The sequence below is a fragment of the Pseudomonas sp. TE31087 genome (assembly GCF_057284075.1).
Window position 1 is genome coordinate 2,312,394 of the sequence record NZ_JBXVNN010000001.1, and the last position, 26,461, is coordinate 2,338,854.

Below are 26,461 nucleotides of genomic sequence, written 5' to 3' on the forward strand. Positions count from 1 at the left end.
CTGGACCGGCTGCCCACCCTCCACGCTTCAGCCGGGATTGCCTCGCGATCCCTCTGACAATGGTCACACAGCCCACCCGTGGATGCGTGCCCAATGCAAACAACAAATACCGTCCTCATGATTCGCCCGGCGCGGTTCGCCTTCAACCCCGACACCGCCGCCAACAACCGCTTCCAGCAGGCGCCTCTGGACCCGCAGGCCGCCAGCGAAAAGGCCCTGGAGGAGTTCGACGGCTACGTCGACACCCTGCGCCAGCACGGCGTCGATGTGCTGGTGGTGCAGGACACCCCCGAACCCCATACGCCCGACTCGATCTTCCCCAACAACTGGTGGAGCAGCCACGCCGACGGCAGCCTGGTGCTGTACCCGATGGAGGGCGAGAACCGCCGCCTGGAGCGCAGCAAGGGCGTACTGGGCGTGCTGCAGGAGCGCTTCGCCATCCAGCGCACCATCGACCTGAGCCCGCTGGAACAGCAGAATCTGTTCCTCGAAGGCACCGGCAGCATGGTCCTGGACCGCGAGCACCGCATCAGCTACGCCTGCCACTCCGGGCGCACCCACGAACGCGCCCTGCGCCAGTTCGCCGAGCGCCTGGACTACCGCCTGTGCCTGTTCCACGCCATGGACCGCCGTCAGGCGCCGATCTACCACAGCAACGTGATGATGAACGTCGGCCGCCAGCTCGCCGTGGCCTGCCTCGACGCTCTGCCCCACCCCGATGAACGCCGCACCCTGGAGCATTCGCTGCGCGACACCGGCAAGCAGGTGCTGGCGCTGAACTTCGACCAGTTGGAGAACTTCGCCGGCAACATGCTCGAAGTCCACGACCGCGACGGCCGCTCCCTGCTGGTCATGTCGCGCAGCGCCTGGAAGGCGCTCGACACCGACCAGCGCCGCCAGGTCGAGCGGCACAGCCACCCATTGGTGGTGAACATCGACCATATCGAACGCATCGGTGGCGGCAGCGCGCGCTGCATGCTCGCCGAAGTCCACCTGCCCTCGCGCCACTGACTCGACAAGGAGAATCATCATGACCCGCTACATCGACGTGCACGACCTCGCCCACCTGGTCAACCGCAAGGGATTGCCCACCTGCCTGGCCGAGATGGCCGAGTACATCCGCCAGGACTACCTGCGCTGGCACGACTTCGAGAAATGCCCGCGCCTGGCCAACCACTCGGCGGACGGGGTGATCGAACTGATGCCGGTGTCCGACGCCAACCTGTACGCCTTCAAGTACGTCAACGGCCACCCGAAGAACACCCACAATGGGCTGCTCACAGTGATGGCCTTCGGCGCCCTGGGCGATGTCGACACCGGCGCGCCGGTGCTGCTCAGCGAGATGACCCTGACCACCGCCATCCGCACCGCCGCCACCTCGGCCCTGGCCGCCCGCTACCTGGCGCGCCCGGACAGCAAACGCATGGCGCTGATCGGCAACGGCTCGCAGAGCGAATTCCAGGCCATCGCGTTCCATACTTTGCTGGGCATCGAGGAGATCCGTCTGTTCGATATCGACCGCAAGGCCTCGGAGAAACTGGCGGCCAACCTGGCCGGTTTCCCGCAGCTTAAGCTGATGATTGCCGGCAGTGTGACCGAGGCGGTGCGCGGCGCCGACATCGTCACCACGGTCACCGCCGACAAGGCCTACGCCACCATCCTCACCCCACAGATGATCGAGCCGGGCATGCACCTCAATGCCGTGGGCGGCGACTGCCCGGGCAAGACCGAGCTGCACCGCGACATCGTCGAGCGGGCGCGGGTGATCGTCGAGTACGAACCGCAGAGCCGGATCGAGGGCGAGATCCAGCAGATGCCGGCGGACTCGCCGACCACCGAGTTCTGGCAGGTGGTCGAGGGGATCGCCGCCGGCCGTGAGAGTGCCGCGCAGGTGACGCTGTTCGACTCGGTCGGCTTCGCCCTGGAGGACTACTCGGCGCTGCGCTATGTGCTGGATGTGGCCAGGGCGCTGGACATCGGGCGCGACATCGCGCTGGTACCACAACTGGAGAATCCGAAGGACCTGTTTGCCCTGCTGCAGCCGAAAGCGGCGCAACGCAAGGCCAGCGCCGCCTGACAGGCCCTGCACAACCCCTGTGGGAAATCGCCCAACCCTTCGGGCCACGCTATCTCCCAGGAAGCTAAGCGGCAAGCCTCAGCAACGTGGGAGCGGGCTTGCCCCGCGATCACCGGCAACGCCGGTGCCATACACCGCATCGCGGGGCAAGCCCGCTCCCACGCAGTTCCGGTTTAATCAAAAGATTTCGTTTTGTTCCATGAGGACGATCCCCTCGCTCGGGCACCGCCATGACAGAAACCGCTGTCGCACTTCCGTAAATCTTTGTCGCAGCAGCCGATTCGGCTGCAAAAAGAATCTTTACAGCCGAATCCGGCAGCCCGCGCGCAGGCAAACGACACAAAAAACCTGTCTATCTCGCGCATTCTGAGCCCGACCCATGAGTCACCGACGGACCTACACGCGCTAATCGCCCTACTACCAATAACAACACCCAGGGACCCAAGACCATGCCCTCCATGCGAAAACGCCTCGGCGTGCTGCTGTTCTCGTTGTGCGCCACCACCCTCACCCAGGCCAAGGAGTGGACCGAAATCCGCTTCGGCGTCTTCCCCGAATACCCGCCGTTCGAATCCGTCGCCGCCGATGGCAGCCTGCAGGGCTTCGACATCGACCTGGGCAATGCCATCTGCGCCAAGCTGCAGGTCAAGTGCACCTGGGTGCACAACGAATTCGACGGCATGATCCCCGCCCTGCGCGCCCGCAAGTTCGACGCCATCATGTCGTCGATGGCCGTCACCCCGGCACGGCTGAAGCAGATCGATTTCAGCGACCGGCTGTTCCTCAGCCCCACCTCGGTGATCGTGCGCAAGTCGGCCGACTTCGGCGACAGCGCCGAATCGCTCAAGGGCAAGCAGGTCGGCGTGCTCCAGGGCTCGCTGCAGGAGGCCTACGCCCGTGCCGTGCTGGCGCCGTTGGGCGCGCAGGTCAAGGCCTACCAGGGCCAGGACCAGAACTACGCCGACCTGCTCAATGGCCGTCTCGACGCCACCGTCACCGACAAGCTCGAAGCCCAGCTGAATTTCCTTTCCAAGCCCGAAGGCGCCGATTTCAGGAGTGGCCCGGCGATCAAGGACCCGACCCTGCCGCTGGACATCGCCATGGGCCTGCGCAAGACCGACCCCGAGCTCAAGGCCCTGCTCGACAAGGGCATCGCCATGATCCACGCCGACGGCACCTACGCCGAGATCCAGAAGAAGTACGTCGGCGACCTGGATATCTATAACGAGTGAGTTCCCACCGGCCTCTTCGCGGGCAAGCCCGCTCCCACAGGTAACCACCAGCCTTCGGCCTGCGCACATCCTGTGGGAGCGGGTTCACCCGCGAAGAAACCACCGCGAGATCCCCGTCATGCACGACTTCCTCACAAGCGGCCTGCAAGGCTTCGGCCCGCTGCTGGCCCAGGGCACCTGGATGACCGTCAAGCTGGCCCTGCTGTCGCTGGCGCTGAGCCTCGCGCTCGGCCTGATCGGCGCCAGCGCCAAGCTGTCGCGATCCCGGCTGCTGCGCCTGCCAGCCACCCTGTACACCACGCTGATCCGCAGCGTCCCGGACCTGGTGCTGATCCTGCTGATCTTCTACAGCATGCAGATCTGGCTCAACGACCTGACCGAGGCGCTGGGCTGGGACTATGTCGAGATCGACCCGTTCGGCGCCGGGGTCATCACCCTGGGCTTCATCTATGGCGCGTACTTCACCGAGAACTTTCGCGGCGCCATCCTCAGCGTGCCCGCCGGCCAGCTGGAGGCCGCCACTGCCTACGGCCTGAGCCGGGCACAGCGGTTTCGGCTGGTGCTGTTCCCGCAACTGATGCGCTTCGCCCTACCGGGGCTGGGCAACAACTGGCTGGTGCTGCTCAAGTCCACCGCGCTGGTGTCGATCATCGGCCTGGCCGACCTGGTCAAGGCCGCGCAGAACGCCGGCAAGAGCACCAACGACGTGTTGTTCTTCCTGTGCCTGGCGGGCCTGGTGTACCTGCTCATCACCACCCTGTCCAACCGCCTGCTCAAGCACCTGGAGCGGCGCTACAACATCGGCATCAAGGAGCTGGCGCGATGATCGAACTCCTTCAGGAATACGGCCTGGCCTACCTGTACCACGACGGCAGCGGCCTCTCGGGCCTGGCCATGACCCTCTGGCTGTTCCTGGCCAGCATGGTGCTGGGTTTCGCCCTGTCGCTGCCCCTGGCCCTGGCACGCACCTCGCGCCACGCCTGGCTGCGCCTGCCGGTGCAGCTGTACACCTTCGTGTTCCGCGGCACGCCACTCTATATCCAGCTGCTGATCTGCTACACCGGGCTCTACGGCCTGCAGGTGGTGCGCGAGCATGCCCTGCTCGACCAGTTTTTCCGCAACGCGCTCAACTGCACCCTGCTGGCCTTTGTGCTCAACACCTGCGCCTACACCGTGGAGATCTTCGCCGGGGCCATCCGCAACTTGCCCGCCGGCGAACTGGAAGCGGCCCAGGCCTACGGCCTGCGCGGCTGGAGGCTCAACCTGTTCCTGGTCCTGCCGGCGGCCCTGCGCCGCTCGCTGCCGGCCTACAGCAACGAGCTGATCCTGATGCTGCACGCCACCTCGCTGGCCTTCACCGCCACCGTCGCCGACATCCTCAAGGTGGCCCGCGACGCCAACGCCGCGACTTTCCTGACCTTCCAGGCCTTCGGCGTGGCCGCCCTGCTGTACATGCTGCTGTCCTTCGCCCTGGTCGGCCTGTTCCGCGTGGCCGAACGGCGCTGGATGCGCTTCCTTGACCCTGTACGAGGCTGAACCCATGACCGCTACCGCACTGCCACTCACCACCTTCGAACAGGCCCCCAAGGCGCGAGCCCATGCCGGCACCCTCAAGCTCAGCGTCGACGGCCTGCACAAGCACTACGGCGAGCACCAGGTGCTCAAGGGCGTCTCGCTGCAGGCGCGCAAGGGCGACGTGATCAGCCTGATCGGCGCCAGCGGCTCGGGCAAGAGCACCTTCCTGCGCTGCATCAACTTCCTCGAAAAACCCAACGCCGGCAGCATCACCCTCGACGGCCAGACCCTCGACCTGAGCAAGGGCACCCCGCCAGCGGCCCAGCTGCAAAACCTGCGCACGCGCCTGGCCATGGTGTTCCAGCACTTCAACCTGTGGAGCCATCTGACGGTGCTGGAGAACATCTGCCTGGCGCCGCGCAAGGTGCTGGGCATCAGCGCCGGCGAAGCCGAGGCGCGGGCGCGCAAGTACCTGGACAAGGTCGGCCTGCCGGCCCGCGCCGCCGACCAGTACCCGGCGTTTCTCTCCGGCGGCCAGCAACAGCGCGTGGCCATCGCCCGGGCGCTGGCGATGGAGCCGGAAATCATCCTGTTCGACGAGCCCACCTCGGCACTGGACCCCGAGCTGGTCGGCGAAGTGCTCAAGGTGATACAGACGCTCGCCGAGGAAGGACGTACCATGCTCATGGTCACCCATGAAATGGGGTTCGCCCGCCAGGTGTCGAGCCAGGTGCTGTTCCTGCACCAGGGCCTGGTCGAGGAAAGCGGCAGCGCCGAGATCCTCGACCGGCCACAGAGCGAGCGCCTGCGGCAGTTCCTCTCCAATCGTCTGAAGTGAAGTCACGCCGCATATGGATACCAAGGCCATCACCCCCGCCGCCGCACCGCTGGATCGCATCGACGAAGCGATCATCGACGTGCTGCGACACCAAGGAAGGATCACCTACGAGAAGCTCTCCACCCTCGTGCACCTGACCCCCAGGCCCTGCCTGGAACGGGTGCGCAAGCTGGAGCGGCGCGGGGTGATCCGCGGTTACGGGGCCATCATCGACCTGCAGCAGGTCTCCCCCGGGTTGTCGTTGCTGGTGCTGGTGGCGTTGTCCAACCAGAGCGGGCGCTCGGCGCAGCGGGCCTTCGAGGCCACCGTGCGCGCCTGCCCGCAGGTCTACGAGTGCCAGCTGATCAGCGGGCATTTCGACTACAGCCTGCGCATGCGCTGCCGCGACATGGAGCACTACCGGGTGCTGACCGAGACCTGGATGAACAACGACGAGCTGCATATCGACAAGCTGGTGGCGCATCCGGAGCTGGCGGCGGTGAAAAGCACAGCGCCGCAGGCGTGAACGCTCCATTGCTCCTACAAGAGACTTCCCAGTTCTTCGGGCTGGGCGGTCACGCAGGCAACGGAGTTGCAAATCATCAGCGTGGGAGCGGCGGTGCGCCGATGCGACTTGCCCCGCGATAAGGCCTCGCCTGTGATCGCGGGGCAAGTCGCATCGGCGCACCGCCGCTCCCACGAGTTCCCCCCCGCCGGCCCTCAGCGCCACGCCTGGGGCTGCCGGTAGTCCAGCACCCACTGCGCCACCGCCTCCACCGGCATCGGCCGGGCGATGCCGTAGCCCTGCGCCAGCTCGCAGCCCAGCTCCATCAGCAGCCGCCCTTGCTCGACGGTCTCCACGCCCTCGGCCACCACTTCACGGCCGAACGCCCGCGCCAGGCCAATCACCGCACCGGTCAGGGCCAGGTCGTCATGGTCATGGAGGATGTCGCGCACGAAGGACTTGTCGATCTTGATGGTCTGCGCCGGCAGGCGCTTGAGGTAGCTCAGCGAGGAGTAGCCGGTGCCGAAGTCATCCAGCGAGAAACGCACGCCCAACGCCCGGCAGGCATCCAGGCAGCGACCGACACGAGCCAGATTGTCGATCGCCACCGATTCGACGATTTCCAGATCCAGCAGCGCCGGGGGCACGCCTGGGTGTTGCCCCAGCAGCCGTTTCAGGCGCTGGGCGAAGTCGCCGCGCTGCAGCTGGCGGGCGGCGATGTTGACGCTCAGTGACCAGTCTCGCCCGGACAGCTGCCACTGCTGCAACTGGGTCAGGGCCTGGTCGATGACCCACTCGCCCAGCTCGACGATCAGGTCGGTCTGCTCCACGAAGGGCAAAAACTCCCCCGGCGGCACCGGCCCCTTGGACGGATGCATCCAGCGCAACAAGGCTTCGAAACCGATCACCTGACCGCTGCGCATGTTCACCTTGGGCTGGTAGTGCAGGCACAGTTCGCCCTGGCGCAGGGCCTGGCGCACCCGCGCCACGGTCTGGTGGGTGGCCTTGAGCTCAAGCTCCTGGGACACGTCGAACAGGTGGTAGCGGTTGCGCCCGCGCTGCTTGGCCACGTACATGGCCTGGTCGGCATGGCGCACCAGGGTGTCGGCGTCCTCGTCATCCTGCGGGAACAGCGTCACGCCGATGCTCGCGCTCAGGCTCAGCGACTGCTCGCGCACCACATAGGGCGCGGCCAGCGCCTGGAGAATGCGCTGCAACGCCGCATGCAACTGCTGCGGGCCTTCGATATGGCGCAAGATCAGCACGAACTCGTCGCCCGACAGCCGCGCCACCGCATCGCCGCCGCGCAGGATGTTCTGCAGGCGCTGGGCGACTTCGACCAACAGCAGGTCGCCGGTGGCATGGCCGTAGCCGTCGTTGACCGCCTTGAAGCCATCGAGGTCGAGCATGCACACCGCCAACGGAATACTCTCCCGGCGGGAGAACGCCAAGGCCTGGTTGAGCAGGTCGGACAGGTAGGCGCGATTCGGCAGGCCGGTCAAAACGTCATGCCCCACCCGCCACTGCAGGGTGTGCAGCAACTGGCGCTTCTCGGTCACGTCGAAGCGGATCGACACGTACTTGCGCACCTGGCCGGTGTGCGGGTCGATCAGCGGCACCATGGTGCTGTCCACCCAGTACAACGAGCCGTCCTTGGCGCGGTTGCAGATCTCGCCCTTCCACACCCGGCCAGCAGCCAGGGCGCGCCACATCTCGAGGAAGAAGGTCGGTTCGTGCAACCCGGAATTGAGGATGCGGTGGTTGGCCCCCAGCAGTTCCTCGCGGCTGTAGCCGGAGATGCTGCAGAACTGCTGGTTGACGTAGGTGATGCAACCGCGCAGGTCGGTCTCGGAAAAGATCGCGGCCGCATCGACGGCCGCGCGGTAGTTGTCGTCCATAAGCCTCGCAACCTAGCGGTTGAAGCGCTCCACCAGGGCGCGCAGCCCGGCGCACACTTGCTCCAGTTCCGCGCCGCGCACGGCGGCGGCATTGGCGCGGCGGGCGCTCTGCTGCACCGTGCCGGCCACGCCGTTGATCTGCCGCGAGACATCCTCGGCCACGCTGGACTGCTCCTGCGAGGCCGCGGCCATCTGCTGGCTCATGTCGCTGATGCGCTGCACCGCGTGCTGGATGCCCTGCAGGGCCTCCCGGGTCAGGGCGACCTGGGTCACGCCCTGCTGCGCGCCTTCCAGGCCTTGGCTGGCGATGCTCACCGCCTGCTCGGCACCGCCGCGCAGGCTGTCGATGATCGACTGGATATGCAGGGTCGACTGGCGGGTCTTGTCGGCCAGGGCGCGCACCTCGTCGGCGACCACCGCGAAGCCGCGCCCCTGCTCGCCGGCGCGGGCCGCTTCGATGGCGGCGTTGAGCGCCAGCAGGTTGGTCTGCTCGGCGATGGCGCGGATCATTCCGGCTGCCTCGGCAATGGCGCCGGTCTGACCGGCCAGCTCGTTGACCGCCTGGTTGATCTGCCCGACCGTGCCGGCCAGGCTCTGGATCGCCGCGCCGCTGGCGTCGGCCACCTGGCTGCCCTGCCCGGCCAGCAGGTGCGCGGTGTGCGCCTGCTCGGCAGTCAGTTGCACGTGGCCGGCGACCTCGCCGATGGAGGCGGCCATCTCGGTCATGGCGGTGGCGGTCAGATCGGTTTCGGCACGCTGTTCGAGCAGTGCCGACTCGGTGCTGCGCGACAGCCGCCCGGCATCCTGGGCGGCGCCGGCCATCTGCGCGGCGAGGTCGCTCAGGCGGGTGAGCGCGGTCTTCAGGCGCGCCTCCTCGCTGATCAGGATCAGCTCCAGTTGCCCGGCGGCACCGGGCAGGTCGCTGTAGGTCAAGGCCGCGACCGGGTCGCTGAAGGTGTTGTCGGCAACCTGAACGATGCGCCGCAAGTGGCGCCCCATGCGGCTTTGCGCCCACAGGCCGACACCGGCGAACAGCGCTAGGGTCAGGCCCTGGGCGGGCAGTTCAGGCAAGATCTGGTTGGCGCCAATGGCCACGGCCCCCGCCAGCAGCGGCAGCGCCATGGCCCGCCCCAGCAGGGCCAGGCGCCGGGTCGGCGACAGCGCCGCCTTGCCGTCACGCAGCCGGGCGTACAGGGCTTCGGCGCGGGCCACCTGCTCGCGGGTCGGGCGCACGCGCACCGACTCGTAGCCGACCACCTGGCCGTTGTCGAGCATCGGCGTGACGTAGGCGTTGACCCAATAGAAGTTGCCGTTGCGGCAGCGGTTCTTGACGATGCCCATCCAGCTGCGGCCGGCCTTGAGGTACTGCCACATCAGCTCGAACACCGCCTCGGGCATGTCCGGGTGGCGCACCAGGTTGTGCGGGCTGCCGATCAGCTCGTCCTGGCTGTAGCCGCTGATGGCGGCGAACTCGGCGTTGCAGTAGGTGATCAGGCTGGCCGTGTCGGTCGCCGAAATCAGCCGCTGGTGCTCGGGAAAGCTTTGCTCGACCGGATTGACCGGCAGGTTCAGACGCACGATGAGACTCCATTCATACACGGCCCGACGCATGGCCTGACAGGAGGCCAGGGGCGCCGGAACCGTTCATCCTGGATCAGTTCCAATGTCCGACAACGCTTGCACACGGGCCGGCAAATGGCCGGATCGCCCTGGACGACTACTTGAATGACTGATCAATCAAAGCAGCGAATTCTACGAATTCCATCACATTTTGCAAATAAAGGTGACGAATCATGGCGTTGCGCCATATCGACATATATCGTTAAGTGCTTGATTCTAAATGGGAATTGAGCGATGACGAGAACAGGTCTAGGTCCAGCCCTGCGCCGCTACCGCAAACTGGCGGGCTTCACTCAGGCGCAACTGGGCGAGCGAACCGGCTTCGACCCCAAGACCATCAGCCGTTTCGAAACCGGCACCTACACCCCCAGCATCGAATCGCTGGTGAGCTTCGCCGAGGCACTGGGGATCAAGCCGAAAGTGTTCTTCAGCGACCCTGACGATGAAGACGAACAACGCGCCTACCTTTTCGGCGTGATCCACAACGCCCCTCCCAAGGACCTCGGCAAGCTGATCGCCGCCGTCGATCAGGTGCTGGCCAAGCCGTGAAATCCCCCCGTGCACCACGCTAGAGCAGAAGCACCGTCACTGCACCACAACTGGTCAGACCGGTAAGACCGAAATCACTTGCAAAGTAAAAAAAATCGGCGTTTTATGGCTCGGCAGTGAACAAACCGGTAAGACCACAATAATTAAGTCCTGCGCTCTTTCGCTCCGTGTGGCTTGGGGGGCAAGGACACCGACCAGAGACTCCTCCCATGCTCAAATGGTGTTCGCGTTCGATCTTCCTCCAGGTTGTGCTCGGCCTTGCCCTCGGCATTGTCTGCGGCCTGAGCTTCCCCGACCTGTCCCTGCAACTCAAACCCCTGGGCGACGGCTTCATCAAGCTGATCAAGATGCTCATCGGCCTGATCGTGTTCTGCGTGGTGGTCAGCGGCATTTCCGGCGCCGGCGACCTGAAGAAGGTCGGGCGCATCGGCCTGAAATCGGTGATCTACTTCGAAGTGCTGACCACCCTGGCCCTGGTGATCGGCCTGGTGTTCGCCTTCTCCACCGGCATCGGCAGCGGCGCCAACATCCACCTCGACCAGCTGTCCAGTGCCGACGCCGGCGCCCTGGCCGAGCGCGGTGCGCACATCCACGGCACCACCACCTTCCTCATGGACCTGATCCCCACCTCGGTGGTGGGCGCCTTCGCCGACAACAACATCCTCCAGGTACTGCTGTTCTCGGTGCTGTTCGGCAGCGCGCTGAACCTGGTGGGTGAGTCGGCCTCGGGCATTTCGCGGCTGATCAACGAACTCAGCCACGTGATCTTCCGCATCATGGGCATGATCGTGCGCCTGGCGCCGATCGGCGTGTTCGGCGCCATCGCCTTCACCACCAGCAAGTACGGCCTGAGCTCGCTGCAGCACCTGGGTGGCCTGGTGGCGCTGTTCTACCTGACCTGCGCCGGCTTCGTGCTGATCATCCTCGGCACGGTGATGCGCCTGTCGGGCCTGAGGCTGCTGCCGCTCATCAAGTACCTGCGCGAGGAGCTGTCCATCGTCCTCGGCACCGCCTCCTCCGACGCCGTGCTGCCCCAGGTGATGCGCAAGCTCGAGCACCTGGGCATCGGCAGTTCCACCGTCGGCCTGGTGATCCCCACCGGCTACTCGTTCAACCTCGATGGCTTCTCCATCTACCTGACCCTGGCCATCGTGTTCATCGCCAACGCCACCGGCACGCCACTGGCGATGACCGACCTGCTGACCATTCTTCTGGTGTCGCTGGTGACTTCCAAGGGTGCCCACGGCATCCCAGGCTCGGCCCTGGTGATTCTCGCCGCCACCCTCACCGCGGTACCGGCGATCCCGGTAGTAGGCCTGGTGCTGGTACTGGCCGTGGACTGGTTCATGGGCATCGGCCGGGCGCTGACCAACCTGATCGGCAACTGCGTCGCCACCGTGGCCATTGCCCGCTGGGAAAAGGACATCGACCTGGAACGCGCCCACAACGTGCTGGCCAACAAGCCTGGCTTTGCCCCGATCACCCGCAAGCAGGGCCAACCTCATCAACAGGAATTCTAAGCCCAAGGCCGCCGGCGCCCAGCGCCGGCCGGCCAAGCGCAAAGATGCCGCGTCAACCAAGGAGCGAACCGTGATCAGCTCTTCGACCGTAGTCAATTCAGTGGTGGAGAAACTCCGCCAGGCCCTGGCCCGCGGTCAGTGGCGCAGCGGCGACATGCTGCCCGGCCAGCGCGAGCTGGCCGAACAACTGGGGATCAGCCGACCGAGCCTGCGCGAGGCGGTGATCGTCCTGGAAACCCTGGGCCTGGTGCGCTCGATGCCCGGCAAGGGCGTGCTGGTGCTGGATGCCGACGCCGCCCAGTCACAGGAAGCGGACACCGTCGCCGAGGCCAGCCTGGCCGATGTGCTCGAGCTGCGCTACACCCTCGAACCCTTCATCGCCGGGCTGGTGGCGCAATCGGCCGGCAGCCAGGACATCGGCCAGCTGCGCCTGACCCTGATGGACATGCGCGAAGCCCTCGATGCCGGTGACAGCGAGGCCGGCATCAACGCCTACATCGCCTTCCATGAGGCGCTGTTCGCCCTGACCACCAACCCGATCTTCCAGAGCGTGGTGCAGCAGACCGGCAATGCCCTCAAGCAGAGCGCCGCCATGCTGCGCAACTCGCCCGAGCACCTGGCTGCGCGCCTGAGCGAGAACGAAGCGGTGGTGCGCGCGATCCGCGAGCGCAACAGCGCCAAGGCCAGCCAGCAGATGCGCCAGCACATCCTTGCCGAGGGCCAGCGCATGGGCATCGCCCTGAACATCCCGGACGACCAACCAGGCACCTGAATAAAGAAGGAGAGCGACCATGACCGCCTGCGCCCAAGCCGCCCCCCGCCTGCCTGCCCTGCTCGGTGCCGGCGAGACCCGCCTGTCGGCGGAACAGATCTACCCCCGGCTGTTCGACGCCATCCTCGAACAGCGCCTGCCCCCCGGCAGCGCCCTGCCCGAGCAGGCGCTGGGCAATGCCTTCGGCGTCAGCCGCACGGTGATCCGCCGGGTGCTCGGGCGCCTGTCCGACCAGCAGGTGGTGGTGCAGCGCCCCAGCCATACCGCGCACCTGGCCGCGCCCGACCCCGAGCAGGCGCGCCAGGTGCTCAGCGCCCGGCGCCTGGCCGAGACCACCCTGATCGGCCTGGCCACCCAGCGCGCCCGACCGGCGCAGATCCGCCAACTGCGCCAGCTGGTCGAGCGCGAGCGCCAGCACCATGAGCGCGGCGAACGCTGCACGGCGATCCGCCTGGGCGGCGAGTTCCACATGAAGCTGGCGCAGATGGCCGCCAACGCACCGCTGGCGCGCTTCCTCAACGGCCTGGTGCCAATGACCTCGCTGATCATCGCCCGCTACGAGTCGCCGTGCTGCGAGCACTGCGCGTGGCAGGAGCACGCGGCGATCATCGATGCGGTGGAAAGCGGCGACGGCCAGGCTGCGCTGAGCTTGATGCACGAGCACCTGGATCGCCTGGAGGGCAAGCTGGAACTGGACGGGCCCAGGGGAAACCGTGCCGGATGATCAGGCGGCGGGATCCGGGCGAGACTCCCGGGCATCCCGGCATCCCGTCGGGCTTGTCCTGCCGAAGGTGCCATGAACACTACTGCAACCATTCCAAAATCAGCCAGCCATTCGCTCGATAGCGTTCCCACGACCCCGCCAGAGGCCGCGCCCGCGCCAAGACCAAGCCCGGCGGGTGGCGAACTCAGCGCGGCAATGTCGCTGGACACACTGGCCAGTGACGAGTCGTATGTACTGTTCGACGAACTTGGGCGGGTCCTGTGTGCCCAGCAGCAAGGATCCTGGGGCTGGGCCTACCTGGGCGATTTCGACACCTACAACTCGGATGTGCTCTACATCGCCGTATCGGCCGCAGGCGGTGGGCGCCTTGCCACGCTGGACGTCTCGGCGAACGATCGCCCCTGGAACCTTTACGCCAATGGCCCCATCGGCAGGGACCCTTGGTTGTTCGCCTCCGGCCAAGGCTGGCCAGGTTACCCGCGGATCAACCTGTGCCCCGTAAGCAACGGCAACAACGCCCAGCAATTCACCCTGCAGGTCGAAATCGACGGCGAGCGCAAAGCCTTCAAGGCCGGCAGCAGCACCTGGGACTGGCTGTACCTGGCAAGCCCCGCAAAGGAACCCACGCGCTTCACCCTGCATCGTTACCATATCACCGGCCAACGCCTGTTCGACCTCATCAAGACGACCTGGCCGAGCGTTGCCGCCGACGCACTTTGTGAAGCCGACAGTGCCTACCAGGCCATCTCGTCACACCACGCCAGGCAGATCTGGCAGGACGCGGGCCTTGGCCGCTGCCGCTGGCGCAGCGAAAGCTTCGACTGCGACGACTTTGCCTTTGTCTACAAGGGCCAGGCCTCGCTCGACGCCTACCACGGCAATGCAACCTACCCCTACGCCGTGGGCTGGATCGCTGGCGCATGCGGCAACGAGGCGCACGCGGTGAACCTGTTCCTGGACCTGGATGGCCATCTCAAGACCCTGGAGCCGCAAACCGGCGAAATCATGCTGGCGCAAGACTGGCCCTATGCGCCGTACCAGGTACTGATCTGAGACCTGTCACTTTTCACCTGCTGCATCGACCGAGCTGAACGCCACCGAGTCGACGCCAGGCAGGATCGACACTTCGTCCCCCAACGACCATTCCGCCACCCGCGCCGCCAGGGCGGCGGGCACGCCCGGCGAGCCGCCTGGGCCGGGCGGCACGTCGTAGGTGGCGTGGGCGTCGTGCGCCAGCAACACCTCGAAGCCCCGTTGCAGCGCGGCGCGGGCGGTGGCGGCCAGGCACATTTCCGAGAGCAGGCCGCACAAGGCCAGGCACTGGACTCCCAGCTCATCCAGCAAGGCCTGCAACCCGGTCTCGACAAAGCCATCGTCCTCGGTCTTGAACAGCACGTGCTCGCCACGGGCCGCCGGGAAATACAATTGCCAGCCGGCCGTGTGCGGGGCGTCCGGGGTATCGGGGGCGCCGTCGTTCTGCAGGAAGATCACCGGCACGCCGGCCTGCCGCGCACGTGCCAGCAAGCGGGCGATGCTCGTCTGCAGGGCGAGATGAGCGGGAACGGCGTCGGGCCCTTCCATGAACGCGCATTGCACGTCCACCAGCAACAGGGCCTCGGCCTGGGGGATCGGTTCAGCGGGCATGCGACGCTCCAGTGCGAGAGATGAAAGGCCGAGCATAGCGCAGCCCCAGGGAGCGCCGTACCATGACCGCCGATTCATCACAGGGTCTTGGAGGCCAATATGAAGCACGCTATCGCGCCAGTGGGCGCGGAACATTTCGATCGGCTGGCCGATCTGTGGGAGGCCTCGGTACGGGCGACCCATGACTTTCTTCCCGATGGCTATATCGAGCGTCTGCGCCCGCTGGTGCGCGAGCAGTACCTGGGGTTTGTCGAACTGCGCGCCTGGCGGGACAGTGAAGGCCATATCCAAGGGTTTGCCGGGGTGCATGACGGCAAGCTGGAAATGCTCTTCATCGACCCCGCCTGCCGTGGCCAGGGCATCGGCAAGGCGCTGCTGGCCGGCGTGGTCGAGGAACTGGGCGTGCGTGAGGTGGACGTCAATGAACAGAACCCGCAAGCAGTGGGGTTCTACCTGAAACAGGGGTTCGTTCAGGTGGGCCGTTCCGAGGTGGATGGCCAAGGCGATCCGTATCCATTGCTGCACTTGAAGCTGGAGGGGTGAGCATGTCATTCACGCCTGCAAAGGGGGCCGCTTTGCGGCCCATCGCGGGGCAAGCCCGCTCCCACAGGTACTGCGTGGTGGTCTCTGTGGGAGCGGGCTTGCCCCGCGATGAGGCTGCCAAGACAAACCTATACTTCGGATAACCACCCAGCCTCTCGCCAAGGGGGCAATCCGCGTGAAATCAATCCTCGTGATGTTTGCGCTCTGCCTTCTGCTGGCCCTCGCCGGCTGCGCCGGCAAACGCCCCCCGGCCCCGCCGCCACCGCAGAACCTGCCCCCCGCCGTCTGGCAACGCATCGACCAGGACATCATCGAGGCCTCGGTCGCTGCCGCAGGCTCGGCCAACGACTATGCCCGACGCTCCATGCGCGTGTGGAAGGAGCAGGTGCAGCAACGCACCGAGAACGACTTCATCCCCTGGTTCACCGGCTACTGGACCCAACAATGGCTCACGCTCAAGGTGGCCTGGTACACGATGAACAGCGGCAACGGCAACGAGCCGCCGGAAAAGCGCCTGGGCTTGTACCTGCAGGCGCAATACCGCGAACGGGTGATCGACCCGGTGGCCGAGCAGATCAACCCCGAGGGCATCCGCGACCGTGCCAGCGAGCTGTACCTGCAACTGCTTGGCCAGCAACTGCCGGCGATCATCCAGCGTTACAACGCGCCGCCCGAGCAGTTCAGCCGGCGCCTGAACCGCATCCCGATCATCGCCCTGGGGCCGCCGGACGCACGCAACGCCTCGCTCTACCAGTTGCTGCGGGCCAAGTCGCTGGACCAGCAACCGGCCTGGCAGTCGCTGCGCCAGCACCTGCACCAGCAGGCCGCGAAGGGCCCTGGGCAGACCGAGGCGGGGCTGTCGTCGGTGGCCACCCAGGCCAGCGAGAAACTCGGCGCCACCCTGGCCCCGCGCGGCGCCGCCAGCGCGATCGCGGCGGCGGTGGGCAAGGCGGCGGGGGCGTTGATCTCGGTGGCGGCAACCGGCTACGGCATCATCACCCATGACCGCGAGCAGCCGCAGATGGTCGAGCAGTTGCGGGTGATCCTCAATGTGGCGCTGAACCAGGAATGGCAGGAGCTGATGGAGAACCGCCAGAGCGGGGCCATGGCCGGGGTATACTACCTGTCGGGGCAGGTGGAGGACAGTTTACTGGGTTATCGAGCGCCCTGATCCGAAGCCAACACGCTCCTACAGAAAGCTCAGGCTGGCGCCATTGCCGAGGTCGGCAGCCCAAAGATCCGGTCGAACGCCCAGTTGTAGACGAACGTGTAGCACGGCACCAGGATGATGAACGCCAGGTCCACCAACAGTGCTTCCAGCAGGGTCATGTCCAGCCACCAGGCGATCAGCGGGATCAGGTACACCACCAGGGTCAGCTGGAAGCCGATGGCATGCGCCACCCGCCGGCCCAGGCTGCGGCCGCGCTTGGCCTGGCGGCTCTCCCAACGCTCGAACAAGGTGTTGTAGATGAGGTTCCAGACCATGGCAATGGTGGTGATCATCACTGCCAGGGGGCCGGTGTGCGAGGCCTGGGTGTCGGACAGGTAGGCCAGGCCCAGGGTCGACATGCACAGGCCGATCAGTTCATAGAAAGTCACGTAGACCAGTTTGCGTTTGAGTCCTTGCACGGGATTACCTTGCTGCGGGGATGACGAAGGCGCGCAGGATGCATCAACACACTTGACAGAAAAAGTCGGCAGCTTTCAGATTTACTGAAAGGAGACTGCCATGAACTTTTCCAGCGACACCATCCTGCTGTTTCTCGCCGTGCTCGACCGCGGCTCGTTTTCCGCCGCCGCTCGGGCACTCGGGCGGGTGCCCTCGGCGGTGAGCATGGCCATCGGCAACCTCGAAGCGGAACTCGGCTACCCGTTGTTCGAGCGCGGCTCGCGCGAGGCGCGCCCGACTGCCCAGGCCCAGGCCCTGGAACCCCATGCCCGGCTGATCGCCGAACAGCTCGGGCTGCTGGAAGTGCACGCGCTGGAGCTGTCGCGCGGGCTGGAAAGCAGCCTGGCCATCGCCGTGGTCCCGGACATCGACCAGCGCCCGTTGCTCGACGCCATTACCCGCCTTGGCGAGCGCTACCCGCTGCTGGACATCGAACTGCTCGCCGCGCCCCAGGAGGAGGCCCTGCAGTTGCTCGACAGCGGTCGCGCCGGCCTGTGCCTGGCCTTCGCCGGGTTGCAGGTGGACCCGCGGCGCAGCTTCCAGCACATTGCCATGGAATCGCTGGTGGCCACGCTGTCGCCGCAGCATCCTGCCCTGCGCGAAGGGCGTATCCGCCACCTTGAAGACCTGGTCAACCTGCGCCAGATCCTGGTGCGCAGCCGTGACCTGCCGCTGTCCGACCCGCGCTCGCTGATCGGCACCTCGCACTGGCGCACCGACAGCCTGGATCTTGCCGTGCAGATGGTCGAGGCGGGCCTGGGCTGGGGCGACCTGCCACTGTCGCGGGTCGCGCCGCTGATCGACGCCGGGCGCCTGGTGCGCCTGGAATTCCACAACACCCGCAACGAACTGCAACTGCCGGTGAATGCCTTCTGGCTCAAGCAGCAACCCCTCGGCCAAGCGGCGAGGGCCTTGGTGAGCCTGTTGGCTTCGAAATGATTTGTCACCCTGTTAGGGCAATTGCGCCAAGCACTGCGACATTTAGTCTTTCAACATTTTTCAGATTCGGCCGATAGCGTTGCAACAGGCTCCGCCATTCGTGCCACAAGCACGCGGCGCCCTCCTTTCACTGGCTCAAGGTCTCGAAACATGAACCTGAAATTCCGCCACAAGATCCTGCTCAGTGCCTGCGCCGTCGTCGTACTGGCCTTTGCGCTGTTCACCCTCTACAACGACTACCTGCAACGCAACACCATCCGCCAGAACATCGAATCCTCGGTGCGCCAGGCCGGCGCGCAGACCGCCAGCAGCGTGCAGAACTGGATGAGCGGACGCATCCTGGTGCTGGAGAACCTGGCCCAGGACATCGCCCAGCAAGGTGCCGGCAGCAACGTGCCGGGCCTGGTCGACCAGCCGTCGTACACCAGCAACTTCCAGTTCACCTACTTCGGCCAGAACACCGGTCTGTTCACCCAGCGCCCCGACGCCAAGATGCCCGATGGCTATGACCCGCGCCAGCGTCCCTGGTACACCCAGGCCGTGGCCGCCAACCAGACCATGCTGACCCCGCCCTACATGGCGGCGGTAGGTGGCCTGGTGGTGACCATCGCCATGCCGGTCAAGGCCAAGGGTAGCGGCGAGCTGATCGGTGTGGTCGGCGGTGACCTGAGCCTGAACACCCTGGTCGACATCATCAACGCCGTCGACTTCGGCGGTATCGGCCACGCCTTCCTGGTCGACCGCAATGGCCAGGTGATCGTCAGCCCGGACAAGGACCGGGTGATGAAGAACCTCAAGGACATCTACCCGGGCTCGCCGCTGCGCGTGGAAACCGGCATCCAGGAAGTGAGCCTCGATGGCAAGGAGCGCATCATCTCCTTCGCCCCGGTCGACGGCCTGCCGTCGGCGCAGTGGTACATCGGCCTGTCGATCGACAAAGAAAAAGCCTACGCCCCGCTGAGCCAGTTCCGCACCTCGGCCATCATCGCCATGCTCATTGCCGTGGCCGTCATCGCCGGCCTGCTGGGCCTGCTGATCCCGGTGCTGATGAGCCCGCTGACCACCATGGGCCGCGCCATGCAGGACATCGCCGAAGGCGAAGGCGACCTGACCCGCCGCCTGGCCGTGCAGCAGAAGGACGAGTTCGGCGAGCTGGCCACCTCGTTCAACCGCTTCGTCGAGCGTATCCACGCCTCGATCAGCGAAGTGTCGTCGGCCACCCGCCTGGTGCATGACCTGTCGGAAAAAGTCGTTGGCGCCTCCAACGCCTCGCTCTCCGGCTCCGAAGAGCAGAGCATGCGCACCAACAGCGTCGCCGCCGCCATCAACGAATTGGGCGCCGCCACCCAGGAGATCGCCCGCAACGCCGCCGATGCCTCGCAGCATGCCAGCGGCGCCAGCGAGCAGGCCAACGGTGGCCGCCAGGTGGTCGAAGAGGCCATCAGCGCCATGACCGCCCTGTCCGAGCGCATCAGCGAGTCCTGCGAGCAGATCGAGACCCTCAACGCCAGCACCGACGAGATCGGCAAGATCCTCGACGTGATCAAGGGCATCTCTCAGCAGACCAACCTGCTGGCGCTCAACGCCGCCATCGAGGCCGCCCGTGCCGGTGAAGCCGGCCGTGGCTTCGCCGTGGTCGCCGACGAAGTGCGCAACCTGGCCCACCGCACCCAGGAGTCGGCCGAAGAGATCCACCGCATGATCACCAGCCTGCAGGTCGGCTCGCGCGAGGCAGTGCACACCATGAACACCAGCCAGGTCTCCAGCGAAGAGACCGTGCAGGTGGCCAACGAGGCCGGCGAGCGCCTGGCCAGCGTCACCCAGCGCATCGGCGAGATCGACGGCATGAACCAGTCGGTGGCCACCGCCACCGAAGAGCAGACCGCCGTGGTCGAGAGCCTGAACCTGGACATCACCCAGATCAACGCGCTGAACCAGCAAGGGGTGGAGAACCTCAACGAAACCCTGCGCCACTGTGACGCCCTGAGCCAGCAGGCCGGGCGCCTGAAGCAACTGGTCGGCAGCTTCCGCATCTGACCTGCCGCCCGCTCCCGCATGCACTGCGGGAGCGGGCTTGCCTCAGGCCACCACCACCTTCGCCCCCCTGCCCCGCCGCAACCACCCCACCAGCACCGCCGTCATCAGCACGAACCCCAGGTAGCCGAACAGCGGATACACCTGTCCTACCAGGCTGATGAACCCCACCAGGCTGCAGACGAACCCCACCCCACCGGCCACCACCGCCCCCCAGCGAAACTTCACCGTGCCCGCCGGCAGCAATCGCGACAGGAACGAGAACAGCGTCCCCACCGCCGTGTTGACGATCATCCCGAAGATGATCAGGCACATCACCAGCCCGAGCAGCGGCGACACCTCGCTGGCAATCGACAGCATCGGCATCGGCAGCGCGGCCACGCTGTCCAGGCGCGACAGCAGCCCCGCGCTCATCACCAGCATCAGCCCGCCCAGCGCCGCGCCGCCCAGCAGGCCGCCGACCACGGCAACCCGTCCATTGCGTGCCGAGCCGCCGAGGATCGCCAGGATCGGCGCGCCGGCAACGATGTTGTAGGAGACATACAGGAACGCCCCAAGCAACCAGTGATGGGTGCCCGCCTTCTGCTGGCTGGCCACCTGGTCGAGCGCCACGAAACTTAAGCTGCGGGTACACACCGCATACAGTGCGATGGCCGAGGCCACCAGGATCAGCAACGGGGTGATCGCGCCGATGGCCACCATCACCTTCTGCACATCCAGGCAGACGATGGCCACCACCAGCACGGTAACCAGCACGCTGCCGGCCAGCGCCGGAATGCCGAACTGCTGTTCAAGCAGTGCACCGCCACCGGCGAGCATGACCACGGTCACGCCGAACATGAAGAAGGTAATGAGCCAGTCGACCAGCACGCCCAGGTGGCGACCGCAGATGGCCTGGATCACCTCCTTGTGCGAGGTGGCCTTCAGGCGGTTGCCCAGCCCCGCCAGGGCCATGCCGAGAAACGTGAACAGCGCGGCGCTGACCAGCGCGCCGACCAGTCCCCAGACGCCGAAATCGACGAAGAACAACAGCAGTTCCCGCCCGGACGCAAAGCCCGCCCCCACGATCACGCCGACGAATGCGCCGGCGATCTTCAGCTGCTCTTGCATGTGCACCTCTGGTTTTTATTGTTGTGTCGGGTCGTTGCAGGGGTTGTTGTGGGAGCGGGCTTGCCCCGCGATGGCTGTATCGCGGGACAAGCCCGCTCCCACAGTGTCAGTTGTCCTGACCGATGTAGGCCTGCACCTCGATCTCCACATCCACCCCCAGCGCCAGTGCCGAGGCCACCGTCGAACGCACCGGCAGCGCCGCGCCGAAGAATTCCTTGTAGACCTCGTTGAAACCGGCGAAATGGCTCATGTCCGACAGCCACACGGTGCACTTCACCACCTGGTCGAAGCGCGCACCGCACGCCGCCAGGCTCTCGGCGATGCGCTCACAGGCTGCTCGGGTCTGTGCCTGGATATCGCCACGCACCACCTCACCGCCCGGGCTCATCGGCACCTGCCCAGACAGGAACAGAAAGCCCCCGGCCTTCACCGCACGGGAGAAGGGAAACGGCAGGCTGCTGGGGAAACGCTGGATTTCATTGCTCATGGGATGCTCCATTCAGGGTTGGATGAAACGGGCCGGGGACAGCCGTGCTGGCTCGACCCCTTGGCTGTCAAGGCTGGCGCACAGCGGCAGGCCCAGCAACAGGTCGGCTGCCAGGCGCGAGGCCCCGGCGGCGGACTGGATACCATAGCCGCCCTGGGCCGCCAGCCAGAAGAACGCGGGTGAAACCGGGTCGAAGCCGATCACCAGGTCGCCATCGGCGACGAACGAACGCAGCCCCGCCCAGCTGTGGCTGGGCCGGCGGATCTCGAGGGTGGTCATCGCCTCGATGTTGTAGATCCCCAGCGCCAGGTCCAGCTCTTCGGGCGCGGCGTCCTGGGGTTCGACCGGGTCGGCGTTGGCGGGCGAGCCCAGCAACTGGCCAGCATCGGGCTTGAAGTAGAAGCTCTCGTCGACGCCAATCACCGCCGGCCAGCGGGCGAAGTCGTGCTGCGCCGGGCCGGGGAAGGTGAACGCGCTGCGCCGGCACGGCTGCAGACCGACCTTGCCGACCCCGCACTGCTCGGCCACCCGATCGGCCCAGGCGCCGGCGGCATTGACCAGCAGCCGCGCCCGCAGGCGACTGCCGTCGGCCAGCTCGACATGCCACAGGTCATCCAGATAGTACGCCTGCACCAGCTCGGCATTGCAGCGCAGCTCGCCACCGGCCTGGCGCAGGCCGCGCAGGAAGCCCTGGTGCAGGGCGTGCACATCGAGGTCCATCGCCCCGGTCTCGTGCACGGCGCCGGCCAGCAGCTCGCCGCGCAGGCTCGGCACCAGCTCGAGCGCCGCCGCGCTGTCGAGCAGGCTGACGGCGGTGCCATTGGCCAGGTTCTGGGCGTAGGTGCTTTCCAGCAGGTCGTGCTGCTCATGGCTGGCGACATACAGGCAGCCACGGGGTTCGAGCAGCGGGTGTTCGCAGAAGCCCGCAGGCGGCTGCTCGTAGAACGCCCGGCTGGCGCGGGTCAGGGCCTGGATCTGCGGGGTGCCGTAGGCCTCCATGAACATCGCCGCCGAGCGCCCGGTGGCGTGATAGCCCGGCTGCGTCTCGCGTTCGAGCAGCAGCACCTGGCGCTGGCCGGCCAGTCGGTAACCCAGGGAAGCGCCAGCGATGCCGGCGCCAATGATCAGAATATCGTGGACCTGTCCCATGCACGCTCCTGCGGCGCTAATTATCATTTGTGAGAATTCTAATATATGAGAATTTAGAAATACGCAAGGCACCAAGGTAAGATGCCCGACCACAGCATAGCCCGAGAGCCCCGATGCCCGACGCCCCCACCACCCGCACCCCGCTCGATCGCAGTGAAGTCGGCGCGCGCCTGCGCCAGGTGCGCAAGGCCCGGCAGATGACGCTCAAGCAGCTGTCGGCGCTCAGCGGCGTGCCGCTGTCCACCTTGTCGAAAATGGAGCTGGCGCAGGTCTCGGTGAGCTACGAAAAACTGGCCGCCGCCGCCCGCGCCCTGAACCTGGACATCGCCCAGCTGTTCCGCGCCAGCGGGCCGGTGGGCGAACCGCAGCCGGCCACCGTGGTGGTCGATTCGCTGGCGACGGTGGCGGGCTATTCCACCGGCACCTACGACTACTACCCGATTGCCGGCGCCTTCCCCGAGCGGCGCATGACCCCGGCCTATGCCCGCATCATCGCCCGTGAACGCGGCCAGTTCGACGATTTTATCCGCCACCCCGGCCAGGAGTTCGCCATGGTCATCAGCGGGCGCGTGCGCATCGAGTTCGAGACCGGCGAGGCAGTCAGCATCGGCCCGCGGGAGACGGCGTATTTCGACAGCCAGGTGGGGCATATCTACCTGTCGGAGAGCGAGGATGGCGGCGATGCGCAGGTGATGGTGGTGATGACTGATCGTTAGTGCAGTTCCTCTGAAATCCCCCTGTCGTCGACAACCCGATGAAAGTTCAACACGAATGATGCAAGTGATGGTGCCTCGACCGAATGGCGCCATCAGGCCCCGACCGAAGATGTGTTGAACCGATTGTAATACATATGGTGTTAGTCAGATCCGTCGCTACCCTACCTGGTAATTTTATCAGGTTACAGCTTGGTACAATTAAGCGACTATCGCCTGGCGATCATAAGAAACAACAAGAGCAGAACGGTCAATAGAAGCCTCCCGAGTGAAGATGAAGGTTTTTGTATTTAGATTGTTCTGAAAATCCCAGGAGAAGAATCATGTCAAAAGCTGACACCAGCAAGAAAACTTTGCCAGAAGGGCGATACAGCCCAATGCCGGAAAACGGAAGATTCACCGTAGCCTTCATCATGGAACATGAGGTCGAATTTATCGCACCTCCATACCCAGGCATAAAGGTGGGTGATCAGTTAAAGCTCCGACAGGTTCAAATTGGCAGTGGCAATCACGAAGAGGTAAACGAATCCGAAGTCCCTCAAACATTATTCGAATTCGAGCACATCGTTACGAGTAGCGATGTAGGCAAGGAATGGAGAGTCGTTATCCCAAAAACTTTCCTGCTAGCAGGGAATCACTTCGGCCATGGACATTCCGTGTGGTCTGTCAATGGTATGGAAGAAAGCACTTCCGGCCCCCATGTCATCTTCGACACTCGGGGAGCCTCCTAACCACCTCACGTGAATCAACGCCGCATTGCACACTTGGCCTACGAGCTTGCTTCACGCTGGCGACATCGACCACTCGGGCACCATTGGGAAGCACGCTCGCGCTTGTTTCGGTCATCGGTTATAACCTAATAACCAACAAGTCTATTTGGCTATAAAAAAATCTATATGCTGGCATCCATCCGATCACGGGCAAGCTGGGCGTCGAGTAGCGTATGGATGTAGGTTCTTTCGGTTTCACCATTGCGGGCCTGGTTGTGGGCTTCATCGTCGGCATGACCGGCGTCGGCGGCGGTTCGCTGATGACCCCGATCCTGCTGTGGTTCGGCATCAACCCGGCCACCGCCGTGGGCACCGACCTGCTCTACGCCGCCATCACCAAGGCCAGTGGCGTCTGGGTGCATGGCCGCAACAAGAACATCGACTGGAAGATCACCGGCTGGCTGAGCCTGGGCAGCGTCCCGGCCGCCGCGCTGACCCTGTGGTTCCTCAGCACCCTGCACGCCGACACCTCCGCGCTCAACGCCATCATCAAGCAAGGCCTGGCGGTGGTGCTGATCCTCACCGCCCTGGCAATCCTGTTCAAGTCGCGCCTGCAGGCCTTCGCCAGCAAGCATGCCGGCGATCACTACCACCTCAGCGACCGCACCCTGAACATCCTCACCGTGATCACCGGCGTGGTGCTGGGCGTGATGGTCACCCTCACCTCCATCGGCGCCGGCGCGCTGGGGACCGTGGCACTGTTCCTGCTGTACCCGTTCCTGGTCACCCGGCGCCTGGTCGGCACCGAGATCGCTCACGCCGTGCCATTGACCCTGGTGGCCGGCCTGGGTCATGCCGGCATGGGCAACATGGACTGGTCGCTGTTGGGCTACCTGCTGCTGGGTTCGCTGCCGGGGATCTACCTGGGCAGTCACCTGACCGGACGCATCTCCGACCGCGTGCTGCGACCTTGCCTGGCGACCATGCTGTTGCTGATCGGCTACAAGCTGGCGTTCTGAGCCAAGATTCAGGCCATGCACACGCCCTCTGTAGGAGCGGCCTTGTGTCGCGAAAGGGCCGCATAGCGGCCCCGGCAATATCAGCTTGATACGCAGATCTGGGGGCGCTTCGCGCCCCTTTCGCGACACAAGGCCGCTCCTACAGGGAACGTGTCAACCAAGGCGCCATAGCACCGGCCAGAACTCCGGTTTCACGTACCCACAGCGATCCAGCCGGGCCACGCGCTCCAGGCGCATGCGCTCACCATCGTAGCGCCACTGCTGGATCAGCCCGCAGCCTCGCTCGAGCTGGCTCTTGTCCGCAACATACAGTTGACCGCTTCGCGCATCGAACGCCGCGTAGCCACTCAGGCGCGGAGCCAGTAACGGCGTCGGCGCCTCGAAGGCCATTTCACTGATCTGGTAGGGCGCGGCACGAGACACCCGATACAGGTAATTGGCGCAGAACTCGCCACTGCACCCCACGTTGAGGATGACCAGGACATTGGCATCGTCCAGCGGGTGAACCTCGTAATGACTGTTGCTCATGCCCTCTACATCGCCTTCGACCTTCGCCTGGCGCTTCACCGCCCTGCCGATCTCATGGGCCTGCTCGTCGTTCATGCCCGGCGCGGCGACGAACCGTGGCAACGCCGCCGCAGCAGGAGCGTCAGGCACTTCGGCAGCCGGGGCGTCACCCACCCGCACCAACGCATCGACATGCCCTACCCGCCCCTGAACCGCATCGATGGCCAACAACGCGCCACTGATCCCCTGCAACGACGCGACCAGCTCGCCATCCTCGGTCAACGAACTCAGACGGTTGCCATTGCGTATCTGACGGATCAGCGCCAGTGCCGCATCACCTTCGAGCTGCAGGTCGAAATCGTACTCACGTTCGATCCGCCGCCATTGGGCCAACAGTTCCTGGCCATCGAGTAACACCTGGTCGGCAAACGCCGGCCCGACACGCAGCGTCAGCTCGAGCTTGCCCCGCGGCCCCGCCTCGCGTCGGACGATGGTCTTCAGGCCGCTCATCAGCTCGTCGTCGATCGCCAGTAACGCGGTACAGGCGCGGGTGTTGTCACAGCCTACCGCCCAGTCCTTGACCTGCCGGTACAGCGGTACCGCTTCGAGTGCTGTCTGGGCGCTTTCGGCCTGCGCGGCCAGTGGCGCCATGAGCGCCATGAGCGCCAGCAGCAGTGCCGCACGGTGGTGTTTCATCCATTGCATGGT

At 65.5% G+C, this 26,461-nt stretch carries 27 protein-coding genes and 1 pseudogene; 20 read left to right on the forward strand and 8 right to left on the reverse strand.

Features of this window, described 5'->3' with window-relative positions:
* Nucleotides 1-93: 93 nt before the first annotated feature.
* From ctlX to ACZ899_RS10310, 7 genes are all read left to right on the forward strand, one after another.
* Nucleotides 94-1,011 (forward strand): citrulline utilization hydrolase CtlX, encoded by a 918-nt coding sequence (gene ctlX, locus ACZ899_RS10280; RefSeq protein WP_234562639.1) that lies wholly within the window; start codon nucleotides 94-96, stop codon nucleotides 1,009-1,011.
* A 19-nt stretch (nucleotides 1,012-1,030) separates the two neighbouring features.
* Nucleotides 1,031-2,077: an ornithine cyclodeaminase gene (locus ACZ899_RS10285; protein ID WP_234562640.1), complete on the forward strand. Its 1,047-nt coding sequence runs from the start codon at nucleotides 1,031-1,033 to the stop codon at nucleotides 2,075-2,077.
* Nucleotides 2,078-2,526: 449 nt separating this feature from the next.
* The gene (locus ACZ899_RS10290; RefSeq protein ID WP_420713645.1) at nucleotides 2,527-3,309 is read left to right on the forward strand and encodes an ABC transporter substrate-binding protein; all 783 of its coding nucleotides are present in this window, start codon (nucleotides 2,527-2,529) and stop codon (nucleotides 3,307-3,309) included.
* A gap of 118 nt (nucleotides 3,310-3,427) precedes the next feature.
* Nucleotides 3,428-4,135, forward strand: coding sequence for an ABC transporter permease (locus tag ACZ899_RS10295; protein ID WP_232855866.1), 708 nt, complete (start codon nucleotides 3,428-3,430; stop codon nucleotides 4,133-4,135).
* Nucleotides 4,132-4,845: an ABC transporter permease gene (locus ACZ899_RS10300; protein ID WP_050705042.1), complete on the forward strand. Its 714-nt coding sequence runs from the start codon at nucleotides 4,132-4,134 to the stop codon at nucleotides 4,843-4,845. Before ACZ899_RS10295 ends, ACZ899_RS10300 begins: the two co-directional genes overlap by 4 nt.
* A 4-nt stretch (nucleotides 4,846-4,849) precedes the next feature.
* A complete protein-coding gene (locus ACZ899_RS10305; RefSeq protein WP_230962600.1) occupies nucleotides 4,850-5,662 on the forward strand; it encodes an ABC transporter ATP-binding protein in 813 nt (270 codons plus the stop codon).
* Nucleotides 5,663-5,675: 13 nt separating this feature from the next.
* Nucleotides 5,676-6,167, forward strand: coding sequence for an Lrp/AsnC family transcriptional regulator (locus ACZ899_RS10310; protein ID WP_050705041.1), 492 nt, complete (start codon nucleotides 5,676-5,678; stop codon nucleotides 6,165-6,167).
* A gap of 194 nt (nucleotides 6,168-6,361) precedes the next feature.
* Here the strand turns inward: ACZ899_RS10310 and ACZ899_RS10315 are convergent, their stop codons facing one another.
* Entirely contained in the window at nucleotides 6,362-8,044 is a 1,683-nt protein-coding gene (locus ACZ899_RS10315) for a putative bifunctional diguanylate cyclase/phosphodiesterase (protein WP_234562641.1), read from the reverse strand.
* Between the two features lie 12 nt (nucleotides 8,045-8,056).
* Entirely contained in the window at nucleotides 8,057-9,622 is a 1,566-nt protein-coding gene (locus ACZ899_RS10320; protein WP_232855861.1) for a methyl-accepting chemotaxis protein, read from the reverse strand.
* 276 nt (nucleotides 9,623-9,898) lie between these two features.
* On the opposite strand from ACZ899_RS10320, the gene ACZ899_RS10325 reads away from it, so the two are divergent.
* From ACZ899_RS10325 to ACZ899_RS10345, 5 genes are all read left to right on the forward strand, one after another.
* The gene (locus ACZ899_RS10325; RefSeq protein WP_203647389.1) at nucleotides 9,899-10,213 is read left to right on the forward strand and encodes a helix-turn-helix domain-containing protein; all 315 of its coding nucleotides are present in this window, start codon (nucleotides 9,899-9,901) and stop codon (nucleotides 10,211-10,213) included.
* A 209-nt stretch (nucleotides 10,214-10,422) separates the two neighbouring features.
* Nucleotides 10,423-11,733, forward strand: coding sequence for a C4-dicarboxylate transporter DctA (locus ACZ899_RS10330; protein ID WP_110738147.1), 1,311 nt, complete (start codon nucleotides 10,423-10,425; stop codon nucleotides 11,731-11,733).
* 70 nt (nucleotides 11,734-11,803) lie between these two features.
* On the forward strand, nucleotides 11,804-12,505 hold the full coding sequence (locus ACZ899_RS10335; protein WP_203647390.1) for a FadR/GntR family transcriptional regulator: 702 nt from the start codon (nucleotides 11,804-11,806) through the stop codon (nucleotides 12,503-12,505).
* Between the two features lie 19 nt (nucleotides 12,506-12,524).
* Nucleotides 12,525-13,229: a GntR family transcriptional regulator gene (locus tag ACZ899_RS10340; protein WP_234562642.1), complete on the forward strand. Its 705-nt coding sequence runs from the start codon at nucleotides 12,525-12,527 to the stop codon at nucleotides 13,227-13,229.
* Between the two features lie 195 nt (nucleotides 13,230-13,424).
* The gene (locus ACZ899_RS10345) at nucleotides 13,425-14,282 is read left to right on the forward strand and encodes a lectin MOA-related protein (protein ID WP_234562643.1); all 858 of its coding nucleotides are present in this window, start codon (nucleotides 13,425-13,427) and stop codon (nucleotides 14,280-14,282) included.
* A 6-nt stretch (nucleotides 14,283-14,288) separates the two neighbouring features.
* Here the strand turns inward: ACZ899_RS10345 and ACZ899_RS10350 are convergent, their stop codons facing one another.
* Nucleotides 14,289-14,873, reverse strand: a complete 585-nt coding sequence (locus tag ACZ899_RS10350) for an isochorismatase family protein (RefSeq protein ID WP_232855859.1) — start codon at nucleotides 14,871-14,873, stop codon at nucleotides 14,289-14,291.
* Between the two features lie 99 nt (nucleotides 14,874-14,972).
* Here ACZ899_RS10350 and ACZ899_RS10355 point away from each other — a divergent pair, with 99 nt between their 5' ends.
* Together ACZ899_RS10355 and ACZ899_RS10360 are read left to right on the forward strand one after the other, a co-directional pair.
* Nucleotides 14,973-15,416, forward strand: coding sequence for a GNAT family N-acetyltransferase (locus tag ACZ899_RS10355; protein WP_234562644.1), 444 nt, complete (start codon nucleotides 14,973-14,975; stop codon nucleotides 15,414-15,416).
* Nucleotides 15,417-15,609: 193 nt separating this feature from the next.
* Nucleotides 15,610-16,587: a hypothetical protein gene (locus ACZ899_RS10360; RefSeq protein ID WP_186713717.1), complete on the forward strand. Its 978-nt coding sequence runs from the start codon at nucleotides 15,610-15,612 to the stop codon at nucleotides 16,585-16,587.
* A 29-nt stretch (nucleotides 16,588-16,616) separates the two neighbouring features.
* On the opposite strand, the gene ACZ899_RS10365 is transcribed toward ACZ899_RS10360, so the two are convergent.
* A complete protein-coding gene (locus ACZ899_RS10365; protein WP_234562645.1) occupies nucleotides 16,617-17,045 on the reverse strand; it encodes a PACE efflux transporter in 429 nt (142 codons plus the stop codon).
* A 100-nt stretch (nucleotides 17,046-17,145) separates the two neighbouring features.
* Here ACZ899_RS10365 and ACZ899_RS10370 point away from each other — a divergent pair, with 100 nt between their 5' ends.
* From ACZ899_RS10370 to ACZ899_RS10380, 3 genes and pseudogenes are all read left to right on the forward strand, one after another.
* A complete protein-coding gene (locus ACZ899_RS10370) occupies nucleotides 17,146-18,024 on the forward strand; it encodes a LysR family transcriptional regulator (protein WP_234562646.1) in 879 nt (292 codons plus the stop codon).
* Between the two features lie 150 nt (nucleotides 18,025-18,174).
* Nucleotides 18,175-19,206: pseudogene (locus tag ACZ899_RS10375) on the forward strand (HAMP domain-containing protein); the annotation flags it as partial.
* A 114-nt stretch (nucleotides 19,207-19,320) separates the two neighbouring features.
* Nucleotides 19,321-20,061 (forward strand): methyl-accepting chemotaxis protein, encoded by a 741-nt coding sequence (locus ACZ899_RS10380; RefSeq protein ID WP_371263136.1) that lies wholly within the window; start codon nucleotides 19,321-19,323, stop codon nucleotides 20,059-20,061.
* Nucleotides 20,062-20,103: 42 nt separating this feature from the next.
* Here the strand turns inward: ACZ899_RS10380 and ACZ899_RS10385 are convergent, their stop codons facing one another.
* From ACZ899_RS10385 to ACZ899_RS10395, 3 genes are all read right to left on the reverse strand, one after another.
* Nucleotides 20,104-21,168, reverse strand: a complete 1,065-nt coding sequence (locus ACZ899_RS10385; RefSeq protein WP_234562647.1) for a YkvI family membrane protein — start codon at nucleotides 21,166-21,168, stop codon at nucleotides 20,104-20,106.
* A 106-nt stretch (nucleotides 21,169-21,274) separates the two neighbouring features.
* Nucleotides 21,275-21,655: a RidA family protein gene (locus ACZ899_RS10390; RefSeq protein ID WP_110738477.1), complete on the reverse strand. Its 381-nt coding sequence runs from the start codon at nucleotides 21,653-21,655 to the stop codon at nucleotides 21,275-21,277.
* A gap of 12 nt (nucleotides 21,656-21,667) precedes the next feature.
* Nucleotides 21,668-22,804 (reverse strand): NAD(P)/FAD-dependent oxidoreductase, encoded by a 1,137-nt coding sequence (locus tag ACZ899_RS10395; protein ID WP_234562648.1) that lies wholly within the window; start codon nucleotides 22,802-22,804, stop codon nucleotides 21,668-21,670.
* 113 nt (nucleotides 22,805-22,917) lie between these two features.
* Between ACZ899_RS10395 and ACZ899_RS10400 the strand changes: the two genes are divergently transcribed.
* From ACZ899_RS10400 to ACZ899_RS10410, 3 genes are all read left to right on the forward strand, one after another.
* Entirely contained in the window at nucleotides 22,918-23,520 is a 603-nt protein-coding gene (locus tag ACZ899_RS10400; RefSeq protein ID WP_234562649.1) for a helix-turn-helix domain-containing protein, read from the forward strand.
* Between the two features lie 320 nt (nucleotides 23,521-23,840).
* On the forward strand, nucleotides 23,841-24,248 hold the full coding sequence (locus tag ACZ899_RS10405) for a hypothetical protein (protein WP_234562650.1): 408 nt from the start codon (nucleotides 23,841-23,843) through the stop codon (nucleotides 24,246-24,248).
* Between the two features lie 212 nt (nucleotides 24,249-24,460).
* Nucleotides 24,461-25,246, forward strand: coding sequence for a sulfite exporter TauE/SafE family protein (locus ACZ899_RS10410; RefSeq protein ID WP_050705024.1), 786 nt, complete (start codon nucleotides 24,461-24,463; stop codon nucleotides 25,244-25,246).
* Between the two features lie 153 nt (nucleotides 25,247-25,399).
* On the opposite strand, the gene ACZ899_RS10415 is transcribed toward ACZ899_RS10410, so the two are convergent.
* Nucleotides 25,400-26,458 (reverse strand): DUF1176 domain-containing protein, encoded by a 1,059-nt coding sequence (locus ACZ899_RS10415; RefSeq protein WP_234562651.1) that lies wholly within the window; start codon nucleotides 26,456-26,458, stop codon nucleotides 25,400-25,402.
* Between the last annotated feature and the right edge of the window lie 3 nt (nucleotides 26,459-26,461).